Source organism: Streptomyces sp. NPDC057307, from assembly GCF_042667665.1.
Taxonomy (GTDB): domain Bacteria; phylum Actinomycetota; class Actinomycetes; order Streptomycetales; family Streptomycetaceae; genus Streptomyces.
Genome location: NZ_JBHUZM010000044.1, coordinates 36,213 through 51,331 on the forward strand (window position 1 = coordinate 36,213; position 15,119 = coordinate 51,331).

11 protein-coding genes are annotated in these 15,119 nt (G+C 69.6%); 6 read left to right on the forward strand and 5 right to left on the reverse strand.

The annotated features are described in order from the left end of the window. Positions 1 to 12: 12 nt before the first annotated feature. Both ACFUN8_RS17840 and ACFUN8_RS17845 read right to left on the reverse strand, forming a co-directional pair. On the reverse strand, positions 13 to 555 hold the full coding sequence (locus tag ACFUN8_RS17840; protein WP_383637890.1) for a methylated-DNA--[protein]-cysteine S-methyltransferase: 543 nt from the start codon (positions 553 to 555) through the stop codon (positions 13 to 15). 59 nt (positions 556 to 614) lie between these two features. After that, positions 615 to 1,532: a glycerophosphodiester phosphodiesterase gene (locus ACFUN8_RS17845; protein ID WP_383637893.1), complete on the reverse strand. Its 918-nt coding sequence runs from the start codon at positions 1,530 to 1,532 to the stop codon at positions 615 to 617. A 236-nt stretch (positions 1,533 to 1,768) separates the two neighbouring features. Here ACFUN8_RS17845 and ACFUN8_RS17850 point away from each other — a divergent pair, with 236 nt between their 5' ends. The 5 genes from ACFUN8_RS17850 (at position 1,769) to ACFUN8_RS17870 (ending at position 9,265) form a co-directional block, all read left to right on the forward strand. Beyond that, positions 1,769 to 2,707, forward strand: a complete 939-nt coding sequence (locus ACFUN8_RS17850) for an MHYT domain-containing protein (RefSeq protein ID WP_383637896.1) — start codon at positions 1,769 to 1,771, stop codon at positions 2,705 to 2,707. A 52-nt stretch (positions 2,708 to 2,759) separates the two neighbouring features. Next, on the forward strand, positions 2,760 to 4,877 hold the full coding sequence (gene uvrB / locus ACFUN8_RS17855; RefSeq protein ID WP_383637899.1) for an excinuclease ABC subunit UvrB: 2,118 nt from the start codon (positions 2,760 to 2,762) through the stop codon (positions 4,875 to 4,877). Positions 4,878 to 5,058: 181 nt separating this feature from the next. Beyond that, a complete protein-coding gene (locus tag ACFUN8_RS17860) occupies positions 5,059 to 5,625 on the forward strand; it encodes a TerD family protein (RefSeq protein ID WP_031231966.1) in 567 nt (188 codons plus the stop codon). Between the two features lie 223 nt (positions 5,626 to 5,848). Next, entirely contained in the window at positions 5,849 to 7,897 is a 2,049-nt protein-coding gene (locus tag ACFUN8_RS17865) for a TerD family protein (RefSeq protein ID WP_383637902.1), read from the forward strand. Positions 7,898 to 8,245: 348 nt separating this feature from the next. Continuing rightward, a complete protein-coding gene (locus ACFUN8_RS17870; protein WP_383637905.1) occupies positions 8,246 to 9,265 on the forward strand; it encodes a TerC family protein in 1,020 nt (339 codons plus the stop codon). Positions 9,266 to 9,400: 135 nt separating this feature from the next. Here ACFUN8_RS17870 and ACFUN8_RS17875 read toward each other — a convergent pair whose 3' ends face one another. The 3 genes from ACFUN8_RS17875 to ACFUN8_RS17885 form a co-directional block, all read right to left on the reverse strand. Beyond that, positions 9,401 to 10,447, reverse strand: coding sequence for a S66 peptidase family protein (locus ACFUN8_RS17875; protein ID WP_383637908.1), 1,047 nt, complete (start codon positions 10,445 to 10,447; stop codon positions 9,401 to 9,403). 90 nt (positions 10,448 to 10,537) lie between these two features. Further along, positions 10,538 to 11,194, reverse strand: coding sequence for an MBL fold metallo-hydrolase (locus ACFUN8_RS17880; RefSeq protein WP_383637911.1), 657 nt, complete (start codon positions 11,192 to 11,194; stop codon positions 10,538 to 10,540). Positions 11,195 to 11,204: 10 nt separating this feature from the next. Further along, a complete protein-coding gene (locus ACFUN8_RS17885) occupies positions 11,205 to 11,891 on the reverse strand; it encodes a maleylpyruvate isomerase family mycothiol-dependent enzyme (RefSeq protein ID WP_383637914.1) in 687 nt (228 codons plus the stop codon). Positions 11,892 to 12,118: 227 nt separating this feature from the next. On the opposite strand from ACFUN8_RS17885, the gene uvrA reads away from it, so the two are divergent. After that, positions 12,119 to 15,112, forward strand: coding sequence for an excinuclease ABC subunit UvrA (gene uvrA, locus ACFUN8_RS17890; RefSeq protein ID WP_383637917.1), 2,994 nt, complete (start codon positions 12,119 to 12,121; stop codon positions 15,110 to 15,112). The last annotated feature ends 7 nt before the right edge of the window (positions 15,113 to 15,119 follow it).

Genomic DNA, 15,119 nt, shown 5'->3' on the forward strand with positions numbered 1-15,119 from the left:
AGCCGGGGCGCGTCAGAACAGCGGCGCGGGCAGCACGCCTTCCAGCGCCAGCAGTTGGCGCTTGGTCTCCAGGCCGCCCCCGAAGCCGCCCAGTCCGCCGCCGCTCTCCACCACCCGGTGGCACGGCACCACGATCGGCAGCGGGTTGGACCCCATCGCGGCGCCGACCGCCTGGGCCGCGCCGGGACTGCCGACCCGGTCGGCCAGATCGCCGTAGCCGACGACCGTGCCGTACGGAACGCCGGCCGCCAGCTCGCGCAGCACCTGCCGGTTGAAGCCGCCCGACAGCGACCAGTCCAGCGGCAGCTCGAACTCCCGCAGGGTGCCGTCGAAGAAGGCCGCCAGCTGACGTATCGGCTCGGCCAGCCGGCCCGCCGGATCCTCGACGGGCTCGGCGCCGAGCCGCCCCCTCAGCTGTCGAAGTGCCGTGTCCCGCCGCCCGGTCGTGGCGTGGAAGACAACCGTCACAAGTCCTTCACCGGTGGCGGCCAGCAGCAGTGGACCGATGTCGCTTCCGACGACGGCCCACTCCACCGACTGCGCGTTGCTGTCCATGCCGACAACGCTACGGCCAGGGTCTGACAACGGGCCCCGGCCCCGTCGAAGGCCGCCGGTCAGCCCACCGCGTCCCGCACCACGTCCGGGTTGTTGGTGATGATGCCGTCCACGCCGAACCCGTCCACACGCACCGCGCCCGCGGCGTCGTTGACCGTCCAGGTGCTGACCTGGAGCCGCTTGCCGTGCGCGCCCTTCAGCCGGTGCACGGCGGCCACGTACTCGGCGGTGAGCGTGGAGTGCGTCGGGTTGATCTGGTCGGTGAACTTTGCGTACGAGGGCAGGTCGGCCACCGCCGGCGTACCGAGGAACCCGGTGGTCACGTCGGGCCGCTGCTCGTGCACGGCCCGCACGCTGTCCGCGCCGAAGCTCTGGATCACGAGCTTGTTCCGCACGTGCGCGCGGTCCAGCCAGCCCTCCGCGCGGAGCACGCGCAGGATGTCCTTCTCGATGCCCGGGTACAGCTCGGGCGCCTTGATCTCCAGAAGGAGCTTCTGCCGGTTGTCATCGACGGTGTCCAGATACTGCTTCAGCGTCGGCACCCGCGCGCCCGCCCACTCGGGCCCGAACCAGCTGCCCGCGTCCAGACGCGCGATCTCCGCCGCGGTGAAGTCCTTCACATTCCACGGAGAGCGGTCGGGGAAGACCTGCTCGGCGTCGGTGGTGCGCCTGAGGTCGGTGTCGTGCAGGACGACCAGCCGGCCGTCCTTCGTGCGCTGGACGTCGTTCTCCACCCAGTCGATGCCCAGTTCCTCGGCCTTGTCGACGGCGGCGAGGGTGTTCTCCGGCGCGTAGGCGGAGGCGCCGCGGTGCGCGATGACCAGCGGATCCGCGCCCTGACGGGCCGCCGCGGCGGACGCGGGGGACGTCTCCGGGGCCGCGGCCCGCGGGGCGGCGGCCGACGTGGTTCCCGGCAGAGCCAGAGCGGCGGCTCCCAGCAGCGCGACGGTCGCGTTCACAGAGGTGCGTGCGTACACGTGGACTCCTTGCGTCGATCGATCACGGACGGGGCCGAGAGTGACAGCCGGCGGCCAACACGCGACAGGCGAAGGTTGGCCACAACGTGAACGGACTGCGCCCGAGCCGGGCCCGGCGGCGGTCTCCATGTCGACAAAAGGGTGACCTGATGTTTGCTTGCCGTGCCGCTGGTCATACCCTCGCCCCCGAACCAACGCTTCCGCAGACGGCTCATCAGGAGCGAAGGGCGTACCGCATGCAGGGCACCACCGACGGATTCAGCTACGGCCTGATCACCCCCGTGGCGGCCTTTCTCATGGCCTGCCTCGGCGGCGCGCTGGGCCTGCGCTGCGCCATCAGATCCCTGCACACGTCCGAACGCGGACGCAAGGCCGGCTGGCTCGCGCTCGCCGCCACCGCGATCGGCTCGGGCGTCTGGACGATGCACTTCATCGCCATGACGGGCTTCGCCGTGGCGGAGACACCCCTGACCTACGACCCGGCCACGACCCTCGCCAGCCTCGCCCTCGCGATCGTCATGGTCGGTCTCGGCATCTTCATCGTGGGATACCGGGGCACGACCACGATGGCCCTGGTCACCGGTGGTACCGTCACCGGCCTCGGCATCGCGAGCATGCACTACCTGGGCATGGCCGGAATCCGGCTCCAGGGCAGCATCGAGTACGACACGCTGACCGTCGGCGGCTCCGTCGCCATCGCCGTCGTGGCGGCCACCACGGCGCTCTGGGCCGCCGCCTCCGTCCACAGTCTGCTGATGAGCCTGGCCGCCAGCCTGGCGATGGGTGTGGCCGTCACCGGGATGCACTACACGGGCATGGCCGCCGTCCACGTCCATCTGCGGCTGCCCGGCAGCTCGGCGGAGGCCGCCGAAGGCGGCGAACCGGCGGCCACACTGCTCGGGCCCATGCTGGTGGGGCCCGGCGTCTTCCTGCTGCTGGCGGCCGTCGTGGTGATCTTCGACCCGCTGATGGTCATGGGCGGCCAGGACGCCCGCGACCCGGTCTCCCAGGGCCGCGACGGCCGAGGACGCCACGAGCGCGCCCTGCCCGGCGTACCGGCCCAGCGGGCCCCGCGGGAGCCCACGTACGGCGAGAGCGCCGAGGAGACGGTGTCCAGACGGGCCGGGCGGTCCGGGCGGTCCGGCGGCGGGTCGCGCGGCGTCCACGACTGGTGATCCGACGGGTGATCCACCCTCGACTGTCAGTGGGTGGTCGTACGGTGGATACATGCGGCCAGTTTCCAAGATCGAACGTACTTCGGCGCCTTTTGAGGTCATCAGCTCCTACCAGCCCAGCGGCGACCAGCCGACGGCGATCGCGGATCTGGAGCGCCGCATCCGCGCAGGTGAGCAGGATGTCGTCCTGCTCGGTGCGACGGGCACCGGCAAGTCGGCCACCACGGCCTGGATGATCGAGAAGCTTCAGCGCCCCACCCTGGTGATGGCTCCGAACAAGACGCTGGCGGCCCAGCTGGCGAACGAGTTCCGCGAGCTGCTGCCCAACAACGCCGTCGAGTACTTCGTCTCGTACTACGACTACTACCAGCCCGAGGCGTACGTCCCCCAGTCGGACACCTACATCGAGAAGGACTCCTCGATCAACGACGAGGTCGAGCGGCTGCGCCATTCGGCGACGAATTCGCTGCTCACCCGCAGTGACGTGATCGTGGTCGCGTCCGTCTCCTGCATCTACGGCCTGGGTACGCCCCAGGAGTACGTGGACCGGATGGTGCCGCTGAAGGTCGGCGAGGAGTACGACCGCGACCAGCTGCTGCGCCGCTTCGTCGACATCCAGTACACGCGCAACGACATGGCGTTCACCCGCGGCACCTTCCGGGTCCGCGGCGACACCATCGAGATCTTCCCGGTCTACGAGGAACTGGCCGTCCGCATCGAGATGTTCGGCGACGAGATCGAGGCCCTCTCCACGCTCCACCCCCTCACCGGCGAGATCATCAGCGAGGACCGGGAGCTGTACGTCTTCCCGGCCAGCCACTACGTGGCGGGGCCCGAGCGCATGGAGAAGGCCGTCAACGGCATCGAGCGCGAGCTGGAGGAGCGCCTCGCCGAGCTGGACAGACAGGGCAAACTCCTGGAGTCCCAGCGGCTGCGCATGCGCACCACGTACGACATCGAGATGATGCGCCAGATCGGCTCCTGCTCCGGTATCGAGAACTACTCGATGCACTTCGACGACCGCTCGCCGGGCACCGCGCCCAACACCCTCCTCGACTACTTCCCCGAGGACTTCCTGCTGGTCATCGACGAGTCGCACGTCACCGTCCCCCAGATTGGCGCGATGTACGAGGGTGACGCGTCCCGCAAGCGCACGCTGGTGGACCACGGCTTCCGGCTGCCGTCCGCGCTGGACAACCGCCCGCTGAAGTGGGAGGAGTTCCAGGAGCGCGTCGGCCAGACCGTCTATCTGTCGGCCACCCCCGGGAAGTACGAACTCTCCCGTGGCGACGGGTTCGTGGAGCAGATCATCCGCCCCACCGGGCTCATCGACCCGGAGGTCGTGGTCAAGCCCACCGAGGGTCAGATCGACGACCTGGTGCACGAGATCCGCGCCCGCACCGAGAAGGACGAGCGCGTCCTGGTCACCACCCTCACCAAGAAGATGGCCGAGGACCTGACCGACTACTTCCTCGAACTGGGCGTACAGGTCCGCTATCTGCACAGCGACGTCGACACCCTGCGCCGTATCGAGCTGCTGCGCGAACTGCGCGCGGGGGAGTACGACGTCCTCGTCGGCATCAACCTGCTGCGTGAGGGCCTCGACCTCCCCGAGGTGTCGCTCGTGGCGATCCTCGACGCCGACAAGCAGGGCTTCCTGCGGTCGGGCACCTCGCTGATCCAGACGATCGGCCGCGCGGCGCGCAACGTCTCGGGCCAGGTCCATATGTACGCGGACAAGATCACCCCGGCGATGGAGCAGGCCATCGACGAGACCAACCGACGCCGCGAGAAGCAGATCGCGTACAACACCGAGCGCGGACTCGACCCGCAGCCGCTGCGCAAGAAGATCAACGACATCGTCGCGACCATCGCGCGCGAAGAGGTCGACACCGAGGCACTGCTCGGTACGGGCTACCGGCAGGGCAAGGACGGCAAGCAGGCGAAGGCTCCGGTGCCGACGCTCTCCCGGGCGGACAGAGCGGGCAAGCAGGGCGCGGTGGTCACCGACCGGCCCGCGGCCGAACTGGCCGGAATCATCGAGGAGATGACCGATCGCATGCGCGCGGCGGCCGCTGATCTGCAGTTCGAGGTGGCCGCGCGACTGCGCGACGAGGTGAGTGAACTGAAGAAGGAACTGCGGCAGATGAGGGAAGTGGGGCTGGCCTGACACCGCCGCGTCCGGTGTGTTGCAAGACCGACACAAAAACGGCCGAAGTCTCCTGCGCTGTCAGTGTGACTGCGTAGGGTACGGGACAACCGCACACATGGACGGTTGCGGGGGAACTTCCGAGAGGGGACAGCGCGTGGTCGACGTATCCAAGGGCAGTGCCGGGGGCCCTGGGGTCAACCTGACCAAGGGGCAGGCGATCAGCCTGGAGAAGAGGGGCGGCGGCACCCTGACCGCGGTCCGCATGGGGCTCGGCTGGCAAGCCGCCCCGCGTCGTGGCCTGTTCGGGTCACGCACCCGCGAGATCGACCTGGACGCCTCGGCCGTGCTCTTCGCCGACAAGCAGCCGGTCGACGTGGTCTTCTTCCGCCACCTCGTCAGCGACGACGGCTCCGTACGGCACACCGGCGACAATCTCGTCGGCGGCGCCGGGCAGGGCGGCGACGACGAGGCGATCCTCGTGGATCTGCAGCGGGTTCCGGTGCACATCGACCAGATCGTCTTCACGGTGAACTCGTTCACCGGCCAGACGTTCCAGGAGGTGCAGAACGCCTTCTGCCGCATCGTCGACGAGACCAACGGCGACGAGCTGGCCCGCTACACACTCGACGGCGGCGGTCAGTACACCGCGCAGATCATGGCCAAGGTGCACCGCGCCGGTGCCGGCTGGCAGATGACCGCCCTGGGCAACCCGGCCAACGGCCGGACGTTCCAGGACCTGATGCCGGCGATCCTGCCGCACCTGTAGGCACGGCTCTCGCCAGCGCAAGCGCAGCTCCCGGAGGCAAGGCCGCCGGGAGCTGTACCGCTTGCCGGGCGGTATCGACAGACAGTCTTACCGAGCACCGAGCACCGAGCACCGAGCACCGACCGGCACCAACCGAACCGTCTCACCGAGCAGTTCGGACACGGCACCACAGAACGACATCACTACGGGCCACCGACGCGTGACCGACGAGGGGACAGAGGCGATGACGGCCGAGCTGGTCCGGGGGCAGAACCACCCCTTGCCCCACAGCCGACTGGAGATCCGGGTGACGGCCGGAGTACCGGTCCTGGCGTGTGCCACCCTCGGCGACGACCGGGGCACGGTCCTCGGTGTCGAGTGGATCGCCCACCCCGGTTCGCCCACGCTGCCCGGCATCGAGGTGTCCCGGCAGGCCGCCGCCGGGCTGCGCTTCCATGTCGACCTGGAGGCCCTGCCGGACCGCGCGCATCTCGTGCACGTCCTGCTCGCGCTCCCCGAAGGGGTCGGCGGACCGTCCAGATTCGGCACCACGGCCGCCCCGTTCGCCGCCGTCACCGCGACCGACGGCACCGAGATCGCCAGCTTCACCCTCACCGGCCTGGAGGCGGAGTCCGCCGTCGTCGCGCTGGAGCTTTACCGCCGACAGGGCGCCTGGAAGGTCCGCGCCGTCGGCCAGGGGTACGCGGGCGGGCTCGCCGAGCTGTTCGGCGACCAAGGTGTGCCGCAGGCCCGCGAGTTCGCCGCCGGGATCCAGGAAGCCGTGGCCCGGCACATGGCCAGCGCGATCCAGGCACCGCTGACCGGCACGCCCGACGGCGTACGTGTCCGCTCCGACAGGTCCGCCACGGCCACCCAGCCCGGCCAGACCGCGGGAGGCGCCGCGGGCGCGGGAGCCTCGCCGGGCTCCGGCGTGACCCCCGGCGCGGGTACGGCCCCCGGCACCGGCGCCACCCCGCACCAACTGCCGGGCACCCCCGGCCAGCAGCCGGCCTCCCCGTCGGACGGTCAGGGCCAGCAGCCGGCCGCCGCCGCGCACGCCGCCGCCGGCGGACGGGTCAATTACACGCACCCCCGCCGGCAGACCACCGCCCCGCCCACCCCGCCGCCCGCGTCGCCGCCGACGCAGCCCGGCCAGGCGCCCCGCCCGGTCGCGGGTGACGCGACCGGCTGGTCCATGGAGGAGCGCCTGTACAACCAGGTGTGGGGCATGTTCGAGGACCTGGCCCGCGCCACCGCCGCCTACCGCAGCGCCGTCGACTTCGCCGAGTCCCGGATGGACCAGGAGCTGGACCGGGTCCTGTCCGACCCGCGCAGCCGGATAGGCGGCACGGGCGACGCGGCCCGCCAGGTCGCCCGCGCCAAGCGCGACCAGCTCACCGACCAGGCGCGCGAGGCCCTCGACCGGGACCTCGGCCAGCTGGCCGCCGAGTCCGACGTCGTCGAGCCCGCCCTGCCGCCCGCGTACGCCCGCTGGGACAACCCCGTCTGGCACGCCTACCGCGTCCCGATGGACAACCCGATGGCGCTGCGCCTCGGCGATCTCCACCTGCCCGAGCGCACGGACCTGCGGATCCCCATGCTGGTCAGGCTCCCGCTGGAGCGCGGCCTGTGGATCGACAGCGGCCGGTCGGGCTCGGAGGGCGCCCTGATGCTGGACGAGGGACAGCTGCGCAAGCTCGCCATGGACAACGCGGTCGGCCATGCCGCACGCCTCCTCGCGGCCTACCCGCCCGGCGAGTTCACCGTCCATGTGATCGACGCCGCGGGCTCGGCCGCCATGTCCCTCGCCCCGCTGGTCGCCGCGGGCGTGCTGAACCAGCCTCCGGCGAGCGGCGCCGCCGGCGTCTCCGCCGTGCTCGCGAAGCTCACCCAGCGCGTGGACCTGGTGCAGATGGCCGTCAGGGGCGGTGCGGCCGACTCGCTGCCGCCCGAGCTGGACACCGCCGAGCAGCTGCTGATCGTCAACGACTTCCCGCACGGGTTCGACGACCGCGCGGTCACCCAGCTGCGGTATCTCGCCGACGAGGGCCCGGCCGTCGGGGTCCATCTGATGATGGTCGCGGACCGCGAGGACGCCAGCGCGTACGGCCCCGTACTCGACCCGCTGTGGCGCTCGCTGCTGCGGATCACCCCGGTCGCCGACGACCACCTCGCCGACCCGTGGGTCGGGCACGCGTGGACGTTCGAACCGCTGACGATGCCGCCGGGCAGCGAGATACTCCGGCGAGTGCTCGAACAGGTCGCCGAGGCACGCCGCGCCTGGCGCCGCTGACGCGTCCGTGCCCCCGTCCGCGCCCGGGCTGCCGTCCGTGTGCGGGGCTCGTGCGCGCCCGGTCCCCCGTCCCGGTCCGGGCGCGTGTCCCCGCTCCCGTCCGTGAACGGCTGACTAGCAGCTGACCTGCACCTCGGCACCTGCCTGACCCTGGACTTTACCTTCTCTTGGGGTTTCCTGTACTCTCCATTGAACGGAGGGGAGTACTCCCACACCGCGACGTACCCGTCAATACGGACCGCCATCGGTCCCGGGGCGTCGGCCCGCAGGCGCAGATGAGACGCTCGGGTGGAAGAGACCTCCGGCAGCGACGACGCTGATCAGTAGCCGTACGACGCCGGAGGCGCAGTGGACGTTTCATGGACTTTGTGGGCCCTGACCATTCTTGGTCTGTGTGCCCTGATCGCGGTCGACTTCCTCATCGGGCGCAAGCCCCATGACGTGTCGATCAAGGAAGCCGGTATCTGGACGATCGTCTGGATCGTTCTCGCCATACTCTTCGGCGTCGGCCTTCTGATGTTCGGCAACAGCCAGGCATCGGGCGAGTTCTTCGCCGGATTCATCACCGAGAAGTCGCTCAGTGTCGACAATCTCTTCGTCTTCATCCTGATCATGGCGAAGTTCTCGGTGCCCTCACACCTCCAGCAGCGGGTGCTGCTCGTCGGTGTGCTCATCGCCCTTGTCCTGCGCGCCATCTTCATCGCGGCCGGTGCGGCGATCATCGGCACCTTCTCGTGGGTCTTCTACATCTTCGGCGCGTTCCTCATCTACACCGCCTGGAAGCTCGTCCAGGAGGCGCGTGCCGGTGAGGAAGAGGAGGAGATCGAGGACAACCGCCTGCTGAAGTCTGTACAGAAGCGCTTCGGTGTCGCCGACAGGTACCACGGCACGAAGCTCTTCATCCAGAACAACGGCAAGCGCGTCCTGACCCCGCTCATGGTGGTCATGATCGCCATCGGCACCACCGATGTGCTGTTCGCGCTGGACTCGATCCCGGCGATCTTCGGTCTGACCCAGGACCCGTACATCGTCTTCACCGCCAACGCCTTCGCGCTGATGGGTCTGCGGCAGCTGTACTTCCTGATCGGTGGTCTGCTCAAGAAGCTGGTCCACCTCAGTTACGGTCTGTCGGTCATCCTCGGCTTCATCGGCGTCAAGCTGGTGCTGCACGCTCTGCACGAGAACGGGGTGCATGTCCCGGAGATCTCCATCTCGTTCTCGCTCGCCGTCATCTGCGGTGTGCTGATCGTCACCACGATCACCAGCCTGATCGCCTCCAAGAAGCAGGCGGAGCGTGAGGCGGCCGAGGGCAAGGACGCCGGGGTCGAGGGCAAGGACAGCGAGGGCAAGGCCGACATCGAGGCCTGACCGCGCCACGTACGAGACACACCTACGAGACACACGTTCGTAGGTGGTGAGTACCTGACAGGCGTACGAGACGCCCGGACCGGGGCGAGTGGCATCAGCCGCTCGCCCCGGTCCCGTCCGTGCGCCGGGGTCGCCTCAGTACCTGACGGTGATCCGCCGCGCGGGCCCGTCCACCCGCACCGTGCCGCCGTACGGAACGACCAACTGCGGATCGGTGTGCCCGAAGTCCACGTCGAAGACGGCCATCGTGTCGGGGGCGTACGTGTCCAGCGCCCGCACCACCGCCGCGCGCTGCTCCCGGGCGTACAGCGCCGACTCCTCCGGGCTGTTCCGGCGCTCCAGCGACCAGGTCTTGGCCCGTCCCATCAGCAGCGCGGGGAAGCGCCGCAGCAGCCCCCGCTCGCCCAGGTCGCGCAGCACCCGGAAGACCTCGTCGGCGCCCGGCAGCTCCTCCGAGGTCTCCAGCAGCAGCACACAGCCGTCGTACGCGCCGAGGTCGTCCTGGATCTCCCGGCCGGCCGTGAACAGCCCGGACAGGGTCTCCAGATTTCCGCCCCAGGTCCGGCCCTCCACGACTCGCGCGGGCCCGTGCACCGTCCAGCCCGCGCCCGGCCGGGTCTCGGGCTCGGTGAGGAAGGTCGCCGGGTCGGCCCAGTCGCGGTCGATGTCGCGGTAGCGCGCGGCGGGAGCGAGTTCGTACGGCCCCGAGGTGAAGAGAGCGGCGCGCAGCGACGCCTCCGTAAGAGGATCCATCGCGCCGGGCCGGCCCAGCTCGCACATCACGCTGCCGCCGTGGAAGGCGACGATCCCGGTGTTCCAGAGGAAGGCCAGCAGATTGGTGTTGTCGCTGTAGCCGAAGAACGGCTTGGGGGAGGCACGGATCAACTCGCGGTCCAGCAGCGGCAGTACGGTGATCTGGTCGTCCCCGCCGATGCTCGCGATGACCGCCTTGACCGTCGGGTCCGCGAAGGCGGCGTGGAGGTCGTCGGCCCGCTCACGCGGCGTGGACCCCATCTTCCGCGTCGCCGGATACTCGACGGGCACCAGGCCGAAGTCCTTCTCCAGCCGGGTCAGACCCAGTTCGTACGGGCGCGGGAACAGACCCGGCAGCCCTGACGAGGGGGAAAGCACGGCGATCCGGTCGCCGGGGCGGGGCTTGGCGGGATACGTGAGCGGCTGCATACGGCCGGAGCGTAACGAGAGCCCCGCGCCGGGGGCAGCCGGTTTTCCGCGGGACGAGGGGACGGCCCGCCTGCCAGCCGTGTGTTCGCGCTACCAGCCGCGTTCGCGCCAGGCCGGCAGCTGCGGACGCTCGGCGCCGAGCGTCGTGTCGTCGCCGTGGCCCGGATAGACCCAGGTCTCGTCGGGCAGCCGGTCGAAGAGTTTCGTCTCGACGTCGTTGAGCAGACTGGCGAAGGCCGCCGGGTCCTGGTGCGTGTTGCCCACGCCGCCGGGGAAGAGGCAGTCGCCGGTGAAGAGGTGCGGGTGGCCGTGCGGGTCGTCGTAGACCAGGGCGATCGACCCCGGCGTATGACCGACGAGATGGCGCGCGGTCAGTTCGATCAGCCCGACCCGGATCGTGTCGCCGTCCTCGACCAGCACCTCGGTCGGGACGGGGATGCCCTCGGCGTCGTACCGTCCGGCGTACGTCTCGGCGCCGGTGGCGGCCACGACCTCGGCCAGCGCCTGCCAGTGGTCCCCGTGCCGGTGCGTGGTGACGACGGACGCGATGCCGTCGTCACCGATCAGCGTCAGCAGCGTGGCCGCGTCGTTCGCCGCGTCGATCAGCAGTTGCTCCCCGGTGGCCCGGCAGCGCAGCAGATAGGCGTTGTTGTTCATCGCGCCGACGGCGACCTTCGAGATCATCAGGTCGGTCAACTCGTGCACATCGGCCGGTCCGTCGAGCTTCACGGCTCCGCTGTAGGTCATACGACTCAGCCTATAGCGGGGGCAGTACGGGCAGCGAGGAGTCCGAGGTCTTGAGCGCCGACCCGTCACGCCGGCCGGCGAGCCAGCCCATGAGGTCGGCCGCCGGGCCCGTGACGGCGGCCGGGGTGCCGTCGGCGCGGCCAGTGCGCCAGGCGCGTCCGTCGGGGGAGGTCAGGGCGAGCGGCGGTACGCCGGCGTGCCCGGCGAAGCGCTCGGTCAGGAAGTCGATCTCGCGGTCGGTGAAGTCGGCGGAGAGGTCTTCGAGATCCAGGCCGATGCCGAGGTCGACATGGTGCAGCTCGACCTCGACGAGCCTGCGGAACGGGATCCGGGCGGCGACGTCCGTCACACCGTTGCGGAGCGCGACCGTGCGTGCCCAGTCGGCGGGGACGGCCGCCAGCCGCTGGAAGTGCTCGGCCGTGGCGCGAACGTCGGCGACCTGCGTGTCCAGGGGGCGCGGGGCGTCCCGCTCGATGTCGGAGTCCCGGGTGACGGAGTCCGGGTACATCGGCCGGCCTTCGAGCACATTGACGAGGGCGTCGGCGTTCCTGGCGAGATGAGCCAGTACGTGACCACGGCTCCAGCCCGGCAGCCGTGACGGCTCGGCCACGGAGGCGTTGTCCAGTCGGGCGGCCGCGGTGAGGAGCCGCTCGGTCGCTTCACGCAGGGAATCCAGGTCGCGCACATGATCAAGCATGAGCCGACGATAGTCCCACCACTCCTTCGGGTGAAGGCGGCAACAAGCAGCCGTAATTCGAATGCGCGTGCTATAAGCTCGTCTGAGGCATCCTGGTAAGGAGCCCTCGCAGCCCGGTGCCCCAGTGACCCGGGTCATTCCGTTTGGCAGTCCATCGCTCTGGCGACCCCCATTACTCTGGTAAGGGGGCTCCGCCCCTGCTTCTCTCTAGAAAGGTGCGGACCGGCGTGGCCGACCGTCTCATCGTCCGTGGCGCTCGCGAACACAATCTCAAGAATGTCTCGCTCGACCTTCCCCGTGACTCCCTGATCGTCTTCACCGGGCTCTCCGGGTCGGGCAAGTCCTCCCTCGCGTTCGACACGATCTTCGCCGAGGGACAGCGTCGCTATGTCGAGTCGCTGTCCTCCTACGCCCGGCAGTTCCTCGGCCAGATGGACAAGCCGGACGTCGACTTCATCGAGGGCCTCTCACCGGCCGTCTCCATCGACCAGAAGTCCACCTCCCGCAACCCCCGCTCGACGGTCGGCACGATCACCGAGGTCTACGACTACCTCCGGCTGCTCTTCGCCCGTATCGGCAAGCCCCACTGCCCCGAGTGCGGCCGGCCGATCACCCGCCAGTCGCCGCAGGCCATCGTCGACAAGGTCCTGGAGCTGCCCGAGGGCAGCCGCTTCCAGGTGCTGTCGCCGCTGATCAGGGAGCGCAAGGGCGAGTTCGTCGACCTGTTCTCGGACCTCCAGACCAAGGGGTACAGCCGGGCGCGCGTCGACGGGCAGACCATCCAGCTGAGCGAGCCGCCGAAGCTCAAGAAGCAGGAGAAGCACACCATCGAGGTGGTCGTCGACCGCCTCACGGTGAAGGGCAGCGCCAAGCGCCGGCTGACCGACTCGGTCGAGACCGCGCTCGGGCTCTCCGGGGGCATGGTCGTGCTCGACTTCGTCGACCTCCCGGAGGACGACCCCGAGCGCGAGCGGATGTACTCGGAGCATCTGTACTGCCCGTACGACGACCTGTCGTTCGAGGAGCTGGAGCCCCGTTCCTTCTCCTTCAACTCGCCCTTCGGCGCCTGCCCCGACTGCACGGGCATCGGCACCCGCATGGAGGTCGACCCGGAGCTGATCGTCCCCGACGAGGAGAAGTCGCTCGACGAGGGCGCCATCCACCCCTGGTCGCACGGCCACACCAGGGAGTACTTCGGCCGGCTCATCGGCGGTCTGGCCGAGTCTGTCGGCTTCCGTACGGACATCGCTTGGGCGGGACTGCCGCAGCGGGCCAAGAAGGCCCTGCTGTACGGCCACAAGACCCAGGTCGAGGTGCGGTACAGGAACAGGTACGGCCGCGAGCGGGCGTACACGACCCCGTCCTTCGAAGGCGCGGTCTCCTTCGTCAAGAGGCGGCACTCCGAGGCGGAGAGCGACACCAGCAGGGAGCGCTTCGAGGGCTACATGCGCGAGGTGCCCTGCCCGACCTGCCACGGCACCCGCCTCAAGCCGCTGGTCCTCGCGGTCACGGTCATGGACCGGTCCATCGCCGACATCTCCGCGATGTCGATCAGCGAGTGCGCCGACTTCCTCGGCAGGATGACGCTGAACGCCAGGGACAAGAAGATCGCCGAGCGTGTCCTCAAGGAGGTCAACGAACGGCTGCGGTTCCTGGTCGACGTCGGCCTGGACTATCTCTCGCTCAACCGCGCGGCCGGCACACTCTCCGGCGGCGAGGCGCAGCGCATCCGGCTCGCCACCCAGATCGGCTCCGGTCTGGTCGGCGTGCTCTACGTCCTGGACGAGCCGTCCATCGGCCTGCACCAGCGCGACAACCACCGGCTGATCGAGACCCTCATCCGGCTGCGCGACATGGGCAACACCCTGATCGTCGTGGAGCACGACGAGGACACCATCAAGGTGGCCGACTGGATCGTCGACATCGGCCCCGGCGCGGGCGAGCACGGCGGCAAGGTCGTCCACTCCGGCACGTTGAAGGAACTCCTCGACAACGAGGAGTCGATCACCGGGCAGTATCTGTCCCGCAAGAAGGCCATCCCGACGCCGGACGTCCGCAGGCCGGTCGACCCCGGGCGGAAGCTCACCGTGCACGGCGCGCGGGAGAACAACCTGCGGGACATCGACGTGTCGTTCCCGCTCGGCCTGTTCACCGCCGTCACGGGTGTCTCCGGATCCGGCAAGTCGACCCTGGTCAACGACATCCTCTACATGCACCTGGCCCGGGAGCTGAACGGCGCCAAGTCGGTGCCGGGGCGCCACACCCGCGTCGACGGGGACGATCAGGTCGACAAGGTCGTGCATGTCGACCAGTCGCCCATCGGCCGTACGCCCCGGTCCAACCCGGCCACGTACACCGGGGTGTTCGACCATGTGCGCAAGCTCTTCGCCGAGACGATGGAGGCGAAGGTCCGCGGCTATCTCCCCGGGCGCTTCTCCTTCAACGTCAAGGGCGGACGCTGTGAGAACTGCGCGGGCGACGGCACGATCAAGATCGAGATGAACTTCCTGCCGGACGTGTACGTCCCGTGCGAGGTCTGCCACGGCGCGCGCTACAACCGGGAGACCCTGGAGGTCCACTACAAGGGCAAGTCCATCGCCGAGGTGCTGGACATGCCCATCGAGGAAGGGCTCGACTTCTTCGAGGCCGTCCCCACGATCTCGCGCCATCTCAAGACGCTCAACGAGGTGGGTCTGGGCTATGTGCGGCTCGGCCAGTCCGCACCGACCCTCTCCGGCGGCGAGGCGCAGCGCGTGAAGCTGGCCAGCGAACTCCAGAAGCGGTCCACGGGCCGCACGGTGTACGTGCTGGACGAGCCCACCACCGGGCTGCACTTCGACGACATCAGCAAGCTGATCAACGTGCTGTCGGGGCTGGTCGACAAGGGCAACACGGTGATCGTCATCGAGCACAACCTGGACGTCATCAAGACGGCGGACTGGGTCGTCGACATGGGTCCCGAGGGTGGCAACGGCGGCGGGCTCGTCGTCGCCGAAGGCACACCGGAGCAGGTGGCCGGGGTCGCGACCAGCCACACCGGGAAGTTCCTGCGGGAGATCCTGGACGCGGAGCGGATCAGCGACGCGGCTCCCTCGGGACGTACGAAGTCACCGGCCCGCAAGACGGCGGCGAAGACCACGGCGGCGAAGACCACCGCTGCGAAGGCGCCGGCGAAGAAGGCCGCGGCCAAGAAGACGGCCGCGCGGTCCCGCAAGTCCTGACCTCGGC